Source organism: Variovorax sp. Root434 (assembly GCF_001426595.1).
Classification (GTDB): Bacteria; Pseudomonadota; Gammaproteobacteria; order Burkholderiales; family Burkholderiaceae_C; genus Variovorax.
In genome coordinates this window covers 943,015-961,669 of record NZ_LMEK01000012.1, presented here as the reverse complement: position 1 = coordinate 961,669, position 18,655 = coordinate 943,015, and the positions used below count along the sequence as shown (strand labels likewise).

At 68.0% G+C, this 18,655-nt stretch carries 16 protein-coding genes; 14 read left to right on the top strand and 2 right to left on the bottom strand.

Annotated features, from left to right (window positions below):
* Nucleotides 1-29: 29 nt before the first annotated feature.
* The 6 genes from urtA (at nt 30) to ASD05_RS14935 (ending at nt 7,265) form a co-directional block, all read left to right on the top strand.
* Nucleotides 30-1,298 carry an urea ABC transporter substrate-binding protein gene (urtA, locus tag ASD05_RS14960; RefSeq protein WP_007837226.1) on the top strand — a complete coding sequence of 423 codons (1,269 nt, stop codon included), beginning with the start codon at nt 30-32 and terminating at the stop codon, nt 1,296-1,298.
* Between the two features lie 185 nt (nt 1,299-1,483).
* A complete protein-coding gene (gene urtB / locus ASD05_RS14955; RefSeq protein ID WP_056594471.1) occupies nt 1,484-3,031 on the top strand; it encodes an urea ABC transporter permease subunit UrtB in 1,548 nt (515 codons plus the stop codon).
* A complete protein-coding gene (gene urtC / locus ASD05_RS14950; RefSeq protein WP_056593615.1) occupies nt 3,028-4,245 on the top strand; it encodes an urea ABC transporter permease subunit UrtC in 1,218 nt (405 codons plus the stop codon). The genes urtB and urtC overlap by 4 nt, the downstream gene beginning before the upstream one ends.
* Nucleotides 4,246-4,300: 55 nt before the next feature.
* A complete protein-coding gene (gene urtD, locus ASD05_RS14945) occupies nt 4,301-5,179 on the top strand; it encodes an urea ABC transporter ATP-binding protein UrtD (protein WP_056593612.1) in 879 nt (292 codons plus the stop codon).
* Between the two features lie 12 nt (nt 5,180-5,191).
* On the top strand, nt 5,192-5,884 hold the full coding sequence (urtE, locus tag ASD05_RS14940; protein WP_056593609.1) for an urea ABC transporter ATP-binding subunit UrtE: 693 nt from the start codon (nt 5,192-5,194) through the stop codon (nt 5,882-5,884).
* Between the two features lie 130 nt (nt 5,885-6,014).
* Nucleotides 6,015-7,265, top strand: a complete 1,251-nt coding sequence (locus ASD05_RS14935) for an MFS transporter (RefSeq protein ID WP_082572065.1) — start codon at nt 6,015-6,017, stop codon at nt 7,263-7,265.
* Nucleotides 7,266-7,287: 22 nt separating this feature from the next.
* Here ASD05_RS14935 and ASD05_RS14930 read toward each other — a convergent pair whose 3' ends face one another.
* The gene (locus ASD05_RS14930; RefSeq protein WP_056593603.1) at nt 7,288-7,950 is read right to left on the bottom strand and encodes an anti-sigma factor family protein; all 663 of its coding nucleotides are present in this window, start codon (nt 7,948-7,950) and stop codon (nt 7,288-7,290) included.
* Nucleotides 7,937-8,524 carry a sigma-70 family RNA polymerase sigma factor gene (locus ASD05_RS14925; protein ID WP_235507965.1) on the bottom strand — a complete coding sequence of 196 codons (588 nt, stop codon included), beginning with the start codon at nt 8,522-8,524 and terminating at the stop codon, nt 7,937-7,939. The genes ASD05_RS14930 and ASD05_RS14925 overlap by 14 nt, the downstream gene beginning before the upstream one ends.
* Before the next feature lie 149 nt (nt 8,525-8,673).
* Between ASD05_RS14925 and ASD05_RS14920 the strand changes: the two genes are divergently transcribed.
* The 8 genes from ASD05_RS14920 to ASD05_RS14885 all read left to right on the top strand — a co-directional run bounded on the left by ASD05_RS14920 (nt 8,674) and on the right by ASD05_RS14885 (nt 18,342).
* A complete protein-coding gene (locus ASD05_RS14920) occupies nt 8,674-9,930 on the top strand; it encodes a plastocyanin/azurin family copper-binding protein (RefSeq protein ID WP_056593597.1) in 1,257 nt (418 codons plus the stop codon).
* A 78-nt stretch (nt 9,931-10,008) separates the two neighbouring features.
* Nucleotides 10,009-11,556, top strand: a complete 1,548-nt coding sequence (locus tag ASD05_RS14915; protein WP_056593594.1) for an alkaline phosphatase D family protein — start codon at nt 10,009-10,011, stop codon at nt 11,554-11,556.
* Nucleotides 11,557-11,642: 86 nt separating this feature from the next.
* Complete coding sequence (locus ASD05_RS14910) at nt 11,643-12,653, top strand: aldo/keto reductase (RefSeq protein ID WP_056593591.1); 1,011 nt, start codon at nt 11,643-11,645, stop codon at nt 12,651-12,653.
* A gap of 252 nt (nt 12,654-12,905) precedes the next feature.
* Nucleotides 12,906-13,844 (top strand): DedA family protein/thiosulfate sulfurtransferase GlpE, encoded by a 939-nt coding sequence (locus ASD05_RS14905; protein WP_056593588.1) that lies wholly within the window; start codon nt 12,906-12,908, stop codon nt 13,842-13,844.
* Between the two features lie 141 nt (nt 13,845-13,985).
* The gene (locus ASD05_RS14900) at nt 13,986-15,212 is read left to right on the top strand and encodes an MFS transporter (protein ID WP_056594468.1); all 1,227 of its coding nucleotides are present in this window, start codon (nt 13,986-13,988) and stop codon (nt 15,210-15,212) included.
* A gap of 67 nt (nt 15,213-15,279) precedes the next feature.
* Nucleotides 15,280-16,266, top strand: a complete 987-nt coding sequence (locus tag ASD05_RS14895; protein WP_056593584.1) for a hypothetical protein — start codon at nt 15,280-15,282, stop codon at nt 16,264-16,266.
* Between the two features lie 37 nt (nt 16,267-16,303).
* A complete protein-coding gene (locus ASD05_RS14890) occupies nt 16,304-17,680 on the top strand; it encodes a cache domain-containing protein (RefSeq protein WP_056593581.1) in 1,377 nt (458 codons plus the stop codon).
* Nucleotides 17,677-18,342 (top strand): response regulator transcription factor, encoded by a 666-nt coding sequence (locus ASD05_RS14885; RefSeq protein ID WP_056593578.1) that lies wholly within the window; start codon nt 17,677-17,679, stop codon nt 18,340-18,342. Before ASD05_RS14890 ends, ASD05_RS14885 begins: the two co-directional genes overlap by 4 nt.
* The last annotated feature ends 313 nt before the right edge of the window (nt 18,343-18,655 follow it).

The following is an 18,655-nucleotide window of genomic DNA, read 5'->3' as shown; positions in this document are numbered from 1 at the left end:
GGTCAACCAACCCCGGAGCAGGAGTCCACATGCAACGTCGTTTCACACTCAAGGCGCTTACCGCCGCCGTCGCGCTGGCCAGCATTTCTGCTGCGCCCGCATTTGCCGCCGACACCATCAAGGTCGGCGTGCTGCACTCGCTGTCGGGCACGATGGCCATCTCGGAAACCGTGTTGAAGGACACCGTTCTGATGGCCATCGACGACATCAACAAGAAGGGCGGCGTGCTGGGCAAGCAGCTCGAGCCCGTGGTGGTCGACCCGGCTTCCAACTGGCCCCTGTTCGCCGAGAAGACCAAGCAGCTGCTCGGTCAGGACAAGGTCTCGGTGATCTTCGGCTGCTGGACCTCGGTGTCGCGCAAGTCGGTGCTGCCGGTGGTCGAGGAAATGAACGGCCTGCTGTTCTACCCCGTGCAGTACGAGGGTGAAGAGCTCTCGAAGAACGTGTTCTACACGGGCGCGGCGCCCAACCAGCAAGCCATTCCGGCCGTCGACTACCTGATGAGCAAGGAAGGCGGCGGCGCCAAGCGCTGGGTGCTGCTGGGCACCGACTACGTGTACCCCCGCACCACCAACAAGATCCTGCGTGCCTACCTGAAGAGCAAGGGCGTGAAGGACACCGACATCGACGAGAAGTACACGCCGTTCGGCCACAGCGACTACCAGACCATCGTTGCCGACATCAAGAAGTTCTCGGCCGGCGGCAAGACGGCGGTGGTCTCGACCATCAACGGCGACTCCAACGTGCCCTTCTACAAGGAACTGGGCAACGCCGGCCTGAAGGCCAAGGACGTGCCGGTCGTCGCCTTCTCGGTGGGCGAGGAAGAACTGCGCGGCGTGGACACCAAGCCGCTGGTGGGCCACCTTGCCGCATGGAACTACTTCATGTCGATCAAGAACCCGACCAACACGGCTTTCATCAAGCAGTGGAGCGAGTACGCCAAGGCCAAGAACATCGCCGGCCACAAGGACAAGCCGCTCACCAACGATCCGATGGAAGCCACCTGGATCGGCATCCACATGTGGAAGCAGGCGGTGGAGAAGGCCAAGTCGACCGACACCGACAAGGTGATCGCCGCCATGGCCGGCCAGACCTTCACGGCGCCCTCGGGCATCGTGTCGAAGATGGACGAGAAGAACCATCACCTGCACAAGAGCGTGTTCATCGGCGAGATCAAGGCCGATGGTCAGTTCAACGTGGTGTGGAAGACGCCGGGTCCGGTGAAGGCGAAGCCTTGGAGCCCGTACATCGAAGGCAACGACAAGAAGCCGGATCAGCCTGCTGGCAAGTCGCTGTAAGTGTGCTTTTCTCCCTCCCCCGCTGGGGGAGGGCAGGGGTGGGGGCTGGCGGCGGTCGATTCGAGCGCTGCGCTTGTGCAGGTGCCGCGTGCCCCCACCCCAACCCTCCCCCGGAAGGGGAGGGAGCCAACCCCAACCCCACTTTCATGATGCTTCGACGAACCCTTCACAGCGCCTTCGCCGCCATGCTCCTCATGGCATCGGCCGCCCACGCGCTGACCGCCGACGAAGCAAAGGCCATCGCCTCCGGCGAATCCGAAGCCCGCATCGCCGCGCTCAACAAGGCCGTGCTCACGGCCGACGAGAAGACCGCCGCCTTCATCCAGGCGATGTCCGACGACGCGGTCAAGTACACCGAAGACAAGGTCTTCGTGATGAAGGACGACAAAGGCTTCGACCCCGTCACCGGCGCCGAGCTGAAGGTGCCCGACACCGCCGAAGACGTCGTCAACAACAACCTCATGCGCGGCGCGCTCGATGCCGCGCAGGCCGCGCTCAAGCTCACGAGCAAGGACGACGCGGTGCGCGCCGAAGCCGCACAGGCCCTGTTCAAGGAGCCTGACGAATCGCGCATCCCGATGGTCGAGAAGGCGCTGGCCGCCGAGACCAACCCGAAGATCAAGGCGCAGCTCGAGCTGGTGCGCGCCGCCAGCATGCTCACCAGCGCCGACAAGGCCAAGCGCCTCGTGGCCGCGAAAGAACTGGGCAACAACCGCAACCCCGACACCAAGCTGCTGCTCAACCAGCGCCTGACCGACGAAACCGAAGCGGACGTCAAGGCCGCCATCGTCGCGTCCATTGCCAGCATCGACGGTTCGCTGGTCTGGGGCGACCGCATCAACGCCGTGTTCAGCGGCATCAGCCTGGGCTCGGTGCTGCTGCTCGCCGCGCTGGGCCTCGCCATCACCTACGGGCTGATGGGCGTCATCAACATGGCGCACGGCGAGCTGATGATGATCGGCGCCTACGCCACCTACGTGATGCAGGGCATCTTCCAGAAGTACCTGCCCGAGTCGATGTTCGGGCTGTACCTCGTCGCTGCGATCCCGGTGTCGTTCCTCGCATCGGCGCTGGTCGGCGCGGTGCTCGAACGCGGCGTGATTCGCTTCCTCTACGGCCGCCCGCTCGAGACGCTGCTCGCTACCTGGGGCATCAGCCTGATGCTGCAGCAGCTCGTGCGCACGCTGTTCGGCGCGCAGAACGTCGGCGTGGAAAACCCCGGCTGGATGAGCGGCGGCTTCTCGATGCTGAGCAACGTGACGCTGCCATGGAACCGCATCTGCATCATTATTTTTGCGGCGCTGGTATTGCTCGCGATGGGCTGGCTCATCGGCAAGACGCGGCTGGGCCTGTTCGTGCGCGGCGTCACGCAGAACCGGCCGATCGCCTCGTGCATGGGCGTGAACACGGCCCGCATCGACACCTACGCCTTCGCGCTCGGCTCCGGCATCGCGGGCCTCGCGGGCTGCGCGCTGAGCCAGATCGGCAACGTCGGCCCTGATCTCGGCCAGAGCTACATCGTCGACAGCTTCATGGTGGTCGTGATGGGCGGCGTCGGCCAGCTCGCGGGCACCGTGTACGCGGCGCTGGGGCTGGGCATTCTCAACAAGTTCATCGAAGGCTGGGCGGGCGCGGTGCTCGCGAAGATCGCGGTGCTTGTCTTCATCATCATCTTCATTCAAAAGAGACCTCAGGGCATCTTCGCGATGAAGGGCCGGAGCGCGGAAGCATGAGCAAGGTTGTACTTCCTACCAAGGGGCCGCTGCTGAGCGGTAAAGGCTGGACGGCCTTCTTCGTCGCGCTGATCGTCGTGTGCGCGGTCGCGCCGGCTCTCAACATGTGGGTGCCCGCAGACAGCCCGCTGCACATGAGCGACTACGCCGTGGCGCTGGTCGGCAAGATCATGTGCTACGCCATCTGCGCGCTGGCCATGGACCTGATCTGGGGCTACACCGGCATCCTCTCGCTGGGCCACGGCCTGTTCTTCGCGCTGGGCGGCTACATGATGGGCATGTACCTCATGCGCCAGATCGGCCGCGACGGCAACTACAAGAGCGACCTGCCCGACTTCATGGTGTTCCTCGACTGGAAGGAGCTGCCCTGGCACTGGACCTTCAGCGGCAGCTTCGGAATGACGCTCCTGCTCATCGTCGCGGTGCCCGGGCTCATCGCCTTCGTGTTCGGCTTCTTCGCCTTCCGCTCGCGCATCAAGGGTGTGTACTTCTCGATCATCACGCAGGCCATGACCTTCGCGGCGATGCTGCTGTTCTTCCGCAACGAGACGGGCTTCGGCGGCAACAACGGCTTTACCGATTTCAAGCGCATCCTGAACATCCCGATCGCCACGCAGGAAATGCGCATGACGCTGTTCGCGCTCACCGGCCTCACGCTGCTGGGCTTCTTCCTGTTCGCGAAGTGGCTCATCGGCAGCAAGTTCGGCCGCGTGCTGCAGGCCATTCGCGACGCCGAGACGCGCGTGATGTTCTCGGGCTACAACCCGCTGCCGTACAAGCTCACGATCTGGGTCATCTCCGCCATCATGTGCGGCGTGGCCGGCGCGCTGTACGTGCCGCAGGTCGGCATCATCAACCCCGGCGAGATGAGCGCGGCCAACTCCATCGAGATCGCGATCTGGGCCGCGGTGGGCGGGCGCGCGACGTTGATCGGGCCGATCATCGGCGCCTTCATCGTCAACGGCGCGAAGAGCTGGCTCACGGTGGCGTACCCCGAGTACTGGCTGTACTTCCTGGGCGCCTTGTTCATTGCTGTCACGCTGTTCCTTCCGAACGGCATCGTGGGGCTGGTGCGCAAGTGGTTGTCGAGGGAGAAGAAGCAGGCGCAGCCAGAACACGTGCAGGATGCACGCCGCGCCGTTGCGGCAGAGCAGGGCGTCGAGCCCGATGCTCTTGCATCGTTGCCCGTCGATGCGAAGGGAGCACGCGCATGAGCCGCCGGGCCGCTCCCCAGGCGAATACCGCAGCGCGAAGCGCGGAGGTTTCTCAATGACTCCCGACCTGATGGAAGCCGGCGCCGAACGCGCCGCACGGGCCCATGGCCTGCCGTACGACAGCGGCAGCACCGAATCGGGTGGCCGCGCCGCCGACTTCGGCCGCCACGTCACGCCGGGCGAGGTCGACGTCACGCACGGCCGTATCCTCTACCTCGAAGACGTGAGCGTGAGCTTCGACGGCTTCAAGGCCATCAACAAGCTGTCGCTCGACATTGCGCCCGGCGAACTGCGCTGCATCATCGGCCCCAACGGTGCGGGCAAGACCACGATGATGGACATCATCACCGGCAAGACGCGGCCCGACTCGGGCACCGTGTTCTTCGGCAGCACCATCGACCTGCTGCGCCACCGCGAAGCCGACATCGCGCAGCTGGGCATCGGCCGCAAGTTCCAAAAGCCCACCGTGTTCGAGCACCTGACCGTGTTCGAGAACCTCGAGCTCGCGCTGAAGACCGACAAGGGCGTGCGCGCGTCGATGCTGTTCAGGCTCGACTCGGCGCAGAGCGACCGGCTGGCCGAAGTGCTGCAGACCATCCACCTTGCCGACAGCGTGTCGCGCCTGGCCGGGAACCTGAGCCACGGCCAGAAGCAGTGGCTCGAAATCGGCATGCTGCTGATGCAGGACCCGAAGCTGCTGTTGCTCGACGAGCCCGTGGCCGGCATGACCGACGAGGAAACGGCGCGCACGGCGGAGCTGTTCCTCACGCTCAAGGGCAAACACTCGCTGATGGTGGTGGAGCACGACATGAGCTTCATCCGCACGATCTCCGAAATCGTCACCGTGCTGTGCGACGGCTCCGTGCTTGCGCAGGGCACGCTGGACGAAGTGCAGGCCGACGAGCGCGTGATCGAGGTCTATCTCGGCCGCTGAGGAACCGAACCCATGCTGACAGTCAAGAACATTCACCAGTACTACGGCGGCTCCCACATCCTGCGCGACGTGAGCTTCGAGGCCACGCTGGGCAAGGTCACCGTGCTGCTCGGCCGCAACGGCGTAGGCAAGACCACGCTGCTCAAGTCGTTGATGGGCCTTGTCCCCATCAAGAGCGGCAGCATCGAACTCGAAGGCAAGGCTATCCAAAAGGCCACGCCCTACGACAGGGCCAGGGCCGGCATCGGCTTCGTCCCTCAAGGCCGCGAAATCTTCGCCAGGCTCACGGTGGAAGAAAACCTGCGCATGGGCCTCGCCTACAAGAGCGGCAGTACGCCCATCCCGCAGGAACTGTTCGAGCTGTTCCCCGTCCTCAAGCAGATGATCAACAGACGAGGCGGCGACCTCTCCGGCGGCCAGCAGCAGCAGCTCGCCATCGCGCGCGCCCTGGCGCCCAAGCCCAGGCTGCTGATCCTCGACGAGCCCACCGAAGGCATTCAGCCGAGCATCATCAAGGACATCGGCCGCGTCATTCGCATGCTGGCCGACCGCGGCGACATGGCCATCGTGCTGTGCGAGCAGTACTACGACTTCGCCCAGGAACTGGCCGACGACTACCTCGTGATGGAGCGCGGCGAAGTCATCGCGCGCGGGCTCGGCAAGGACATGGAGGCACAAGGCGTGCGCCAGCTCGTGGCGATCTGAGCGCCCCGAAAGGCCCGGCGAGGCCCTGCGAGTACCGGGCCTTCGGCATCTCCGTATCGGTGCAAATTCAGGGTTTACCCTAAAATTCGGCTTCTGCCCGTCGCCGCCGGGCACCTCCAGGAGCCTGGCCTTGAACGCCTCCCCACCCGCGCTGGACAGCGCGGACACCGACATTTCCGCTTCTCCCTCTTCGCCTGCACCGCGCGTCAACTTCCTGCGGGCCGTGCTCGCGCTCGGCGTCGGCGGCTTCGCCATCGGCACCGGCGAGTTCGTCATCATGGGCCTGCTGCCAGAAGTGGCGAAGGACATCGACGTGAGCATCCCGCAGGCCGGACACGTCATCAGCGCCTATGCGCTCGGCGTGGTCATCGGCGCCCCCGTGCTCGCGGTGCTCGCCGCCGGCTGGCGCCGCCGCGCGCTGCTGATCGCGCTCATGGCCGTGTTCGCGGCCGGCAACTTCGCCAGCGCCGCGGCCCCCAACTACCTGCTGCTGAATCTGCTGCGCTTTGCCACCGGCCTGCCGCACGGCACCTACTTCGGCGTGGCCGCGCTCGTGGCCGCCACGCTCGCGCCGCCGGGGCGCCGCGCGCGGGCCGTGGGGCTCGTCATGCTGGGGCTCACCGGCGCCACGTTGGTCGGCGTGCCCATCGCGGCGTGGCTGGGCCAGTACTTCGGCTGGCGCGCGGCCTTCGTGTTCGTCGGCCTCATCGCGCTGGTGGCCATCGCGCTGCTTCGCCGCGACATCCCCGACCTTGCGCCGCCCGCGGGTGCCAGCCCATGGCGCGAGCTCGGCGCGCTCAGGCGCAAGCAGGTGTGGTTCACGCTCGGCATCGCCGCCATCGGCTTCGGCGGCATGTTTGCGGTGTTCAGCTACATCAAGCCCACGCTGATCGAGGTGGCCGGCATGTCCATCGGCGGCGTGCCCTTCGTGCTTGCGCTGTTCGGCCTCGGCATGGTCGTGGGCAACCTCGTGGGCGCGCGGCTGGCCGACAGATCGGTGATGCGCACCATCGGCGGCGTGATGGTCTATGCGGCGCTGGTGCTCGCCGTGTTCACCTTCGCGGCGCACAACGTGGTGGCGGCGTCGATCAACGTGTTCCTCATCGGCACCACGGTGGCCATCGGCCCGGCGCTGCAGATCCGCCTGATGGACGTGGCCGGCGATGCGCAGACCCTCGCCGCCGCGCTCAACCACTCGGCCTTCAACATGGCCAACGCGCTCGGTGCTTGGCTCGGCGGCGTGGCCATTGCGGCGGGCCTGGGCTGGACTTCGACCGGCTGGGTTGGCGCCTTGCTGGCGCTCGCCGGCATGGGCATCTTCGGCTGGGCGGTTGCGAGCGCGCGCGCCGCTGCGCGCCGGCTGGAAACGGTCGCCTGCTGAAGGCCGGGCTTCGGCCGGCGATTCAGGGGCCGCTGCGCTCGCGCAGCAGCGCCGCGAAGCGGGCAAGTTCCACTGCGTTCAGGTCCGACACCGCCCAGAGCTGCATGCCGCCCCGCGCCCAGCGCTCCAGCTGGTAGCCCTGCCGCGTGGAAGGTACCGGCGCCTCTGCTTGCGCCTTCCGGCTCGGCCAGACAAACACATTGATCACATGCGGCCCCGAGCGGTACACCAGCGCTGCCACGGTGCGCCCGTCGAGATAGTCGAGCCGCCCGCCCGTCAACGGAAAGCCTTCGGCGGCCAGGTCGATCACCGGTGGTGAAAAGTCGAGCTTGCCCGCGAACCACGGCTTGACCGTGTGCTGGTCGGACGAGGCCACGTCGGCCAGGTGCGAGGCCATCAGCGAACGCACGTGGTTGGCGGTGACGGCTTCGGCGAGCGCATCCGAAGCGGGGGGCAGGGGCGTCACGAGCAACGCCAGCGCCACGCCCCAGGCGATGGCGGCGCCGGTGGCGAACCAGGCCAGCCCGTGCCACCAGGTGCGGCTTTCGCGCGCGCGCGACGAGGGGGCGGCTGCGGTTTCGGCCCGCACCGCGCGCGTGATCCGTTCGGCGAGTCCGCCGGGCGGCGCATGCCGTGCGGCGTGGCGCCGGATCAGCATGCCCAGTTCTTCCTCAGACATTGACATGGCGTGTCTTTCCTCCTTCATCCCCGTGCCCGCCGGGGCGTTCGTCGCGCAGGCTCTCGCGCAGCAGCGTCCGCGCGCGCGACAGCCGCGACATCACCGTGCCCAGCGGCACGCCTGCGATGCGCGCGATGTCCTCGTAGCGCATTTCTTCCAGCTCGCGCAGCACCACGACCTCGCGGTACACCGGGGGCAGTGCGTCGATGGCGGCGTTGACGCGCTCGCCCTGCGTGCGCTGCTCCCACTGCCGCGCCGGATCGCCCGCGTCGGCAGGCGAGGGGAAGACGGCGGCCTCGCTGTCGCGCAACTCGTCGAACTCCACCTGGTCGGCCAACTGCCGGTTCTGCCGCATCCAGTCGTAGCAGGCATTGCGCACGATGCCCAGCAGCCACGGCCGCGCGCTCTCGCCGCGCAGGCTTTCGAAGAAGCGGAACGCGCGCAGGTAGGCCTCCTGCACCGCGTCGTCGGCGAGCTGGTCGTCGCGCAGCAGCCAGCGCGCAAGGTTCCAGGCCGCATCGAGGTGCGGCAGGGCGGCGGCTTCGAACTGGCGTGTGCGATCGGTCGTCAACAGGCTCAAGGGGCTCCTTCTTCCTGCATGACGGGGCGGCCCGGCGCTTTATTCCATCTTTTTTCAACGACCTGCCTGGAATAAGCAGGGCACGTCATGCGTCATGCCCTGTACGGATTCTGCTTGTTCGCGCTCTCTTCATCAGGAGGTTTTCCACCATGATCGCCACGCCCGGTTTTGCACGCATCCTCGTCCTGCTCTCGGCCCTCGCGGCCTCGGCCGCACCCGCGCTCGCGGCCGGGCCCAAGGCCTACGTCGGCAACTTCAAGGACAGCACCGTCAGCGTGATCGACACAGGCACCGAGCGCGTCGTCGCGACCGTGCCCGTCGCGGCGGGGCCCGACGGCATCGTCATTGGGCCGGACAGGCGCAGCGTGTTCGTCAGCGGCTCCGGCGCCTCGGCCGTGAGCGAGATCGACGCGGCCACCGACCGCGTCGCGCGCAGCATCGACGTCGGCAAGGGCCCGCAGGGCCTGGCCATGACGGCGGACGGCAAGTGGCTGCTGGTGGCCGTCAACGGCGACGACCGCGTGGCCTTCGTCGACACCTCGGCCCACGGCGTGAGCGCCACGGTGCCGGTGCCCAAGCCGCACACCATCGCCATCCGGCCCGACGGGCGGCAGGCCTACGTGGCGTCGCAGGAGCCCGGCCACTTCGCGCTGGTGGTGATCGACATGGCGACCCGCGCCGTGGTCACGCAGATTCCGCTCGACAAGCCGCCGCGCGACCTGGAGTTCGATGCCGACGGCAAGGCGCTGTACCTCACGCTAGCTGGCGTGGCCGCCGTGCAGGTGCTCGACCCCGCCACCAACCAGTGGGGCGCGCCGGTTCCCACGGGGGTGTCGCCGCACATCGCGCAGCGCTTCGCCGCAATGGCGAGCGGTGTGGTGGTGGTGCAGGGGCCTGGCGAGGTGTTGCTGTTCGACCCCGCCACGCGTGCGTCGGTGCGCAGCATCGGCGTGGGCAAGCAGCCGCACTGGCTGGACCTATCGGCGGACGGAAAGAAGCTGTGGGCGAGCAACGAGGGCTCGAACGATGTCAGCGTGGTCGACCTCGCGGGTGGGCCGATGCACACGGTGGCGGTGGGCAATGCGCCGCGCAAGATCGCAGTGCAGCGCACGGGCGCTTCGGAAGGCGCGCATGCAGGGGGTTCGGCGCACGTGGCCATCCGCAACTTCGCCTTCGAGCCCGCACAGGTCACCGTCAAGGTCGGCCAGACGCTGACCTGGCAGAACGACGACGGCGCGCCGCACGGCGTGGTCTTCAAGGACGGCTCGGCCGGCATCGACCTGCTGCTGCCCGGCAAGGCCTTCGCGCGCAGCTTCGACAAACCGGGCGTGTACGAGTACGCCTGCTCGGTGCATCCGTACATGACGGCGCGCGTCACCGTGGTGGGGGCGCAGTCCCGGCCGTGACGGCACCGGTTGACAGCTGCGAGCGAAGCGAACGACAGTGCGGCGAATGATCTGTGTAGACATCGTCGCGTGCCTGGAATGAAGGTGGCGCAACTTTCTCGCCGTCGTCTGTTGCGCGGCGGGCTGGCGGCCGCGTCGCTGGCGCATCCCTTCCTGAGGCTGAATGCGCAGCAGGCCTCGCGCGAACTGTTCACGCTGGGCGTGGCCTCGGGCGTGCCGCGCGCCGATGGCTTCGTGCTCTGGACGCGGCTGGCGCCCGATCCGCTGCAGGGCGGCGGCATGGGCGATGCGCCCGTCGAAGTGCGATGGGAGGTCGCTGTCGACGAGGGCTTCGGGCGCGTCGTGGCGAAGGGCTCGGCCACCGCGGCAGCCGAGCTCGCCCACTCTGTGCATGTCGAGGTGCAGGGCCTGCCGCCGGGGCGCCCGTACTGGTATCGCTTCACCGCAGCCGGCGCGCGCAGCCCCATCGGCCGCACGCGCACCGCGCCAGCCGACACCGACGACGCCTTGCAGCCGCTGCGCTTCGCCTTCGCCTCCTGCCAGCAGTACGAGCAAGGCTTCTACGCGGCCTACCGCGACATGGCCGCGCAGCCGCTGGACTTCGTCGTGCATCTCGGCGACTACATCTACGAAAGCTCCTGGGGCTCGCGCCACGTGCGGCGCCACGAGGGCGGCATTCCCACGCAGCTGGCCGGGTTCCGCGACCGCTACGCGCTCTACAAGACCGATCCGCACCTGCAGGCCGCGCACGCTGCCTTCCCCTGGCTCGTGACCTGGGACGACCACGAGGTGGCCAACGACTACGCGAACGACGTGTCGCCGCGCACCGTCGACTCCGCGCAGTTCCTCGCGATCCGCGCGGCCGCCTACCAAGCCTGGTACGAGCACATGCCGGTGCCCGCCAGCATGCGCCCGCGCGGGCCCGACGCCACCATCTACGGCCGCCATCGCTTCGGCCGCATGCTCGACGTGCTGCTGACCGACGGACGCCAATACCGCTCGCACCACGCCTGCCTCGCGGGCCGCAGCGCATCGCCGCTGGCCGACTGCCCCGACCGGCTCGCGCCCGAACGCAGCTTCTTCGGCGCGGCGCAGGAGGCCTGGCTCGCGCGCGAACTCGCGGCGCCGCCCGCGCGCTGGACCGTGCTCGCGCAGCCCACGCTGCTCGCCAAGGCCGACCGCAAGCGCGGCCCCGAGCACGGTTACTGGATGGACGGCTGGGACGGCTACGCCGCCGCCCGCGCGCGCCTGCTCGACGGGCTGGCCGCACACAAGGCGCGCGGCGGCAACGCGCTGGTCGCGAGCGGCGACGTGCACGCCTTCTGGGCCGCCGACCTGCGGCGCGAGGCGCAAGGGCCGGCGGTGGCGACCGAATTCGTCGGCGGCGCCATCACCTCCGAAGGGCCGAGCGCCGCCAACGTGGCGAACATGCTCGCGAAGAACGAGCACCTGCGCTACGGCCGCGGCGACAAGCGCGGCTACGCGCTCGTGACGCTCGATGCACACGGCTGCGAGGTCGAGTTCCGCGCGGTGGACGACGAGAAGAACGCCGATTCGGCCGTGGCGCCCATGGCCCGCTTCTCGGTGGCCCGGGGCGCGCCCGGCGTGCATCTCGAAACCACCTGAATCTCTGCCGCCTGCAGGATCGCGCGGCCGTGCCTATGATGGCCGCCGCCATTCTTCATCCCTCTCTTTCCTCGGAGCGAGACCTCATGAGCATTCCCACCATCCGCCTCGGCCGCACCGGCCTCACCGTGTCGCGGCTCGCCCTCGGCACCATGACCTTCGGCCTGCAGACCGACGAGACGGTGTCGCACCAGATCCTCGACAAGGCGGCCGAAGGCGGCATCAACTTCCTCGACACCGCCGACGTGTACCCGCTCGGCGGCACGGTCGAGACCACCGGCCGCACCGAGGAAATCATCGGCCGCTGGCTGCAGAAGCAGGGCTCCGCGGGCCGCCGCCGCTTCGTCGTCGCCACCAAGGCGGTCGGCAAGGTCGGCCCGAACAGCTGGGACCAGGGCGCGTCGCGCAAGCACCTGCTGGACGCCATCGACGCTTCGCTCAAGCGGCTGCAGACCGACCACGTCGACCTGTACCAGCTGCACAGCGACGACCGCGAGACGCCGCTCGAAGAGAGCCTGGAGGCGCTCGACGTGATCGTGAAGTCGGGGCGGGCGCGCTACATCGGCGTGTCGAACTTCCTGGCCTACCGGCTGGCGCGCGCGCTGGGCAAGGCCGAGCTGCACAAGCTCACGCGCTACGTGTCGGTGCAGCCACGCTACAGCCTGCTGTTTCGCGAGATCGAGCGCGAGCTGCTGCCGCTGGCCAGCGAAGAAGGCCTGGGCGTGATTCCCTACAACCCGCTGGCCGGCGGATTGCTGACTGGCAAGTACAAGCCCGGTGCGAAGCCGGAGGAGAACACGCGCTTCACGCTCGGCACCGCCGGCGGCATGTACCAGGACCGCTACTGGAACGAGCGCAGCTTCAACACCGTGACGCAGCTGCACAAGCTGGCGGACGAGGCGGGCGTGCCGCTGGCCACGCTGGCCGTGGCGTGGGTGATGGCGAATCCGCTGATCACAGCGCCGCTGCTCGGTGCGAGCCGGCCCGATCAGCTGGATGCGACGCTGGCCGCCGCCGAATACAAGCTTGATCCGGCGCTGAAGCAGAAGCTCGACGAGCTGACTGCCGAATACCGCAAGGGCGACGCCCCGCGCTGAGTTTGTCTTGCTCCTTCTCCCTCTGGGGGAAGGCCGGGATGGGGGCAGGCCTTCGCACAGGCGCTGCACTTTTTCGATTGCCGTCGTGCCCCCACCCCAACCCTCCCCCAGCGGGGGAGGGAGCAAAACAAAAAACTATTCGGCAATGGCCCGCGCACGGTACGTTCTTGGGCCATGCCCGAGAATCGCTGCCGGCATGAACCGCACGAAACCCCCGCAATTTCCACCGGCATCCGGACCACAAAGGCAGCCATGGCGCAGCTGATGTCCCTGCTCGTGCAGAACGCGATCCTGGTGGTTTTCGCGGCCAGCTTCGCCGCGCGCCTCGGGCTGCCAGTGCCGGCGGCCGCGGTGCTGGTGCTCACGGGCGCGCTGCTGGCAGCCGGCGATGTCTCGGTGCCCGGCGTGGTAATGGCTGCCGTCATCGCCAACCTGCTGGGCGACGGTGCGTGGTTCTATGCCGGGCGGCGCTTCGGCTACCGCTTCATGCGCATGCTGTGCCGCATCTCGCTGTCGCCCGACACCTGCGTGCGGCGCGGCGAATCGCTCATCACCGATTGGGGCGGCCTCTCGCTCGTGGCGGCCAAGTTCGTGCCGGGCGTGTCGGTGGTGGCTCCGCCCATGGCCGGGGCGCTGGGCATGTCGGTGCGGCGCTTCATCGGTTTCGACATCGGGGCAGCGCTGGTCTGGACGGGGCTCTTCCTCGGGCTGGGCTGGGTGTTCCGCAACCAGATCCAGGAAGTGCTGGCCGTTCTCGCGCAGGCCGGCGGCATCGCCACTGCGGCGGTGGCCGTGCTGCTGGCGGTGATTCTCGCGGTGCGCTACTGGCGCCGCCGCGCCTTCATGCGGCTCACGGGCATGCCGCGCATCTCGGTGGAAGAGTTGCACGAACTGCTGAGCGGCGAAGAGCCCCCGCTGGTGATCGACGTGCGCGGCAAGGCCGGCGTGCAGGTCGATCCGCGACGCATTCCGGGCGCGCAGTCGTACACGCTCAAGGCGCTGCAGCAGCGCAGCCTCGACCTGTCGCACGCGGCGGGGCGCGACGTGGTGCTGTACTGCAACTGCCCCAACGAGGTGTCGGCCGCGCAGGCCGCGCGCGTGCTGCTGGCGCGCGGTGCACGGCGAGCCCTGCCGCTGACAGGCGGGCTCGACGCCTGGGTGGCCTCCGGCCGGCCCACCAGCACCGACTAAAACCGAGGCAGCTGAGCGAAGAAGGGCCAGCCCCTTCGCCTGCAGAGACAGGGCGCCCGTGCTAAGGTGCCGCGCTCCGGGTTAACCCTTGTGTTGAACCCGCTGCCCGACACCTCCCCCCGCCAGCCAAAGAGGCCCCTCGTGCCATCTCCTCAAGCTCCGCTTTCTTCCGGCGCGCACGCGCCCGGCCTCAGCCCGGCCCTTACGCTGGTCTTCGCCATCGCCTGCGGCCTGTGCGTGGCCAACATCTACTACGCCCAGCCGTTGATCGGCCCCATCTCCGACACGCTGCAACTGCATGCCGGGCTGGCCGGCCTGATCATGACGTTGACGCAACTCGGCTACGGCGCCGGCCTGTTGCTGCTGGTGCCGCTGGCCGACGTGGTCGAGAACCGCAAGCTCATCGTGGGCGCGCTGTTCGGCGCGGTGATCGGGCTGGTGGGCATCGCGCTTTCGAACTCCGCCATCACCTTCCTCGTGGCCTCGTTCGTGGTGGGCGCATGTGCGGTCGCGGCGCAGGTGCTGCTGCCCTTTGCCTCGCACCTCGCGCCCGAGGCCACGCGCGGCAAGGTGGTCGGCAACATCATGGCCGGCCTGCTGGGCGGGATCATGCTGGCGCGGCCCTTTGCCAGCGTGGTGGCTTCCGCACTGGGCTGGCGCGCGGTGTTCTGGCTCTCGGCCGCGCTGATGGCCACGCTCATCGCCGTGCTGTGGCGCGTGCTGCCGCAGCGCCGGCCGCATGCCTCGGTGGGCTACGCGCGCACCATGGCCTCGCTGCCCGGCATCGTGCTGAACACGCCGCTGCTGCGCCGGCGCGGCTTCTACCAAGGGATGATGTTCTCCGCCTTCCAGGCCTTCTGGACTGCCGTGCCGCTGGCACTGGTGCACAAGTTCGGCATGGGGCAGCGCGGCATTGCGCTGTTCGCGCTGGCCGGTGCGGCGGGCGCATTGATGGCCCCCATCGCCGGCCGGCTGGCCGACCGTGGCCTGACCCGCCCGGCCACCGGCGCCGCCATTGCCGTTGCGCTGTTCTCCTTCGTGCTGGGCGCCGTCGCCATGCACTACCGCTCGCTGGCGGGGCTGGTCGCGGCCGGCATCCTGCTCGACGGCGCGGTGCAGCTGTGCCAGGTGCTCAACTTCCGCAGCCTCTTCATGCTCGCGCCGGAGCTGCGCGGCCGGCTCAACGGCCTGTTCATGACCTTCATCTTCATCTGCGCGGCCGTGGCCTCGGGCATTGCGGCCGCCGTGTACGCCTTTCATGGATGGAGCGGGCTGTGCCTGCTGGGCGGCGGGTATGTGCTGGTGGCGCTGCTGCATTACGCGACCGAGTTCCGCCGGCAGCCTTTACCCGCAGCCGTGGGCCAGTAGCCGGTGGTAGCCGGCAGCCGACGCATGCGCCCGTAGACTCGCCCGCTTTTGCGTTCAATTGCCTTCAATGAGTTCTCCGGCTTTTTCGCGGTCCATCCAGGTCACGCAGATCGATGCCAGCGGCATCTGGCCCATCCTGCTGCTTTGCACGGCCTACTCCGTCCTGATGTTCGCGGGGACCGTATGGATTCTCGACCCCGACGCGACGGGCTGGCGCATTGCGCGCGACATGGCGGCCATGCTCGTGCTCTTCGTGCTGTGGCTTGTGGGCCTGGTGGTCGTCGTGCGTGCGTGGCTCTGGGTCGAAGCGCATTGGCTGCCATCGGGCAAGCGCCGCGCAAAGCTGTTCAGCGGACGCACGCAGGTCGACGCCGGTGAAGGCGGCTTCTGCGTGCAGGGCCTGGGCCATGTCGACTGGATCGACGTGCTGGCCATCGAAGGCATTCCCGACAGCGACAACTACCTGATCGTTCACACCCGGCCGTTCAGGAAGCTGCTGCTGACCGTGTGCGTCGACGAACTGGCCCCGGTCATCAGCCACTACCTTGCCCTCAGGAGCAGCATCGAGGCAACGCGCTGGGGCAAGCGGCAAAGCCGCGCCATGGTTTTCTGCTGGCGGTGCTTCAGGGCCTGGATCTGGGCGGGGTACGCGCTCGCGGGCGCGGTGGGCATTGCGCTGCTCCTCAATGCGGGGGATGCGGGCTTCGTGAAGACTGCGGTGGGCCTTTGCGTGCTCATGCCGCTGGTCGCGTGGCTGGTCTGGGCCATTCCCATCTCGCAGATCAGCACCTTCTCGCCTTCGCGGGTGCGCGCCTTCGAGCTTGATGGCACACGGCTGCACAGCACCGACGGCGAATGGCAGTTCGACCTGCGCCGGGACCGCATCAGCCGCCGCCGTGTGAGCGGCATCGGCTACGAGTTCACCTTCCTCGCCATTCGTCCGGAGTCGGGGAAGGGGCTCGACCTGATCCTCGAAGGCGGCGCCGACCAGGAGGCGCTGCTCGACGCCCTGGACGACCGCGGCCTGCTGCCGCTGACGAACCCCGAGCTCTGAAAGGCCGGCCAGGCGGCGGTGGTAGCCTTGCCCCCCGATGAACCTCCGCACCAAGATCGTTGCGCTCGCAGTGGCACCCTTGCTCATCGCACTGGTGCTCGTGGCCCTCGCGGTGCGCCACCAGGAGCATGACCTCGCCCAGCGCGAGCGCGCCCTCATCGAGCGCAGCTACATGGACCAGCGCCGCAGCGAACTGCGCAGCTACGTCGACCTGGCCGTGAGCAACCTGCTTCCGCTGTACGAATCCGGCCAGGACGACGAAGCCACCCGCAACGAGGCCCTGCGCCGCCTCGCCGCGCTCAACTACGGCGACGACGGCTACTTCTTCGTCTACGACCTCGAGGGCAACTCGCTCATGCACTCGCGCCAGCCCGAGCTGGTCGGCAAAAACCTCTGGGAGCTGCGCGACTCGCGCGGCCGCTACACCATCCAGGAGCTGATCAAGGGCGCGAAGGAAAACGGCGGCGGCTACATCGAATACGAGTGGCGCAAGCCATCGAGCGCGCAGATGGCGCCCAAGCTCGGCTACGTTACGGCGCTGCCGCGCTGGAACTGGATGGTCGGCACCGGCCTGTACCTCGACGACATCCAGTCGACCATGGACACCCTCGACCGGCAGATGAACGCCAACGTCACCGCCACGCTGCTGTGGATTGCCGGCATCGCCGCGCTGTGCCTGGGCGTGGTCAGCGCCGCCGGCCTGCTGCTGAACCTCAGCGAGCACCGCACGGCAGAGGCCAAGCTGCGCCTGCTCGCGCGGCGCGTGGTGCAGTCGCAGGAAGAAGAGCGCGGCCACCTCGCGCGCGAGTTGCACGACGGCACCAGCCAGACGCTGGTGTCGGCCAAGCTGCTGATCGAATCGGCCGTGGAGTCGCTCGACCGCCAGCAGCACACCACGACGCCGCCCGCGCTGGCCAAGGCGCTGCAGCGGCTCAACGATTCGCTGATCGAGGTGCGCCGCATCTCGCACCGGCTGCGCCCCGCCTTGCTCGACACCCTGGGCCTGCCCGCCGCGCTGGAGCGGCTGGTCGACGAGTTCAGGGAAGAGGGCGGCGTCGATGCCTCGATGATGGTCGGCGGCGAGTCTTTCGAGCTGCAGCCCGAAGTGAAGACAGCGCTCTTCCGCCTGACGCAGGAGGCGCTGACCAACGTGCGCAAGCACGCGCACGCGCAGCACGTGCACATTGCGCTGAACTTCGACGACGAAGAGGGCGTGCGCCTGGAAGTGAGCGACGACGGCACCGGCTTCGACATTCAGGCCGTGCAGCTCGACCCGCGGCGCGGCATTGGCCTGCGCAACATGCGCGAGCGCATGGAAGCCATCGGCGGGCGGCTCACCATGAACTCCAACGCGGGGCGCACCTCCATCGAGGCCGAGGTGCCGGCCCGCAGCGCAAAGGCACAGGCCGCATGACCACGACACAACAAGCCAAGGACACGCCCACCGCGGCCGTGCGCCTGTTCCTGGTGGACGACCACCCGCTGGTGCGCGACGGCCTGCGCGCCCGGCTCGGCTCCATGCCCAACCTGCAGATCGTCGGCGAGGCCGGCAGCGCCGCCGAAGCGCTTGCGCTGGTGGAGAGCGTGCGGCCCGACCTCATGCTGATGGACGTCGGCATGAAGGACATGAACGGCATCGAGCTCGCGGCCCTGCTGCTGCAACGCCAGGGCGCGCCGCACATCGTGATGCTCAGCATGTACGACAACCCCGAGTACGTGCAGAAGGCCTTGCAGGTGGGCGCGCGCGGCTACGTGCTGAAAGATGCGCCAGCGGCGGAGATCGTCGCGGCCATCGAGGCTGTGTCGGCGGGCGGCACATTCCTGAGCCCGGCCGTGTCGAAGAAGCTGTTTCGCACGCAGGAGCCGAGGCCTTTGCTCACCCCGCGCGAGAGCGAGATTCTTTCTGCGCTGGGGCGAGGGGAGTCGAGCAAGCAGATTGCGCGTGACCTTGGCCTGAGCGTGCGCACGGTGGAAGCGCACCGGCAGAGCATCAAGCGGCGGCTGGGCATAGAGGGGCAGGCGGAGCTGATCAAGTACGCGGTGGAGCATGCGCGGGAGTTCGGGCGGGGCTCCTGAATAGCTTGCCTGCTTCGTTGACTGTCAGCGCTTTGTGTACCGGCGCTGCCGATTGGCGATTACTCGAAGGAATCGAGGAATCTTCAACAGAAGTTCTTTCTGTGCGAGGCTGGCCTTCTATACAGTGAATGCCCCTGTGGTCGAACGACCCACCAAGTGGGCATGGAGGGCACTACTTCTTATTGCATTGATGGATGAACCGCTTCGCCTCACGGCGGGCTGTTGGTGCGGCACGCATCGACGCGAACGTGAGGCACAAAAGGCGACGGCCAAGGTGCGCGAACACCTCAGCCGTCTAACCAAGTGACGTGCA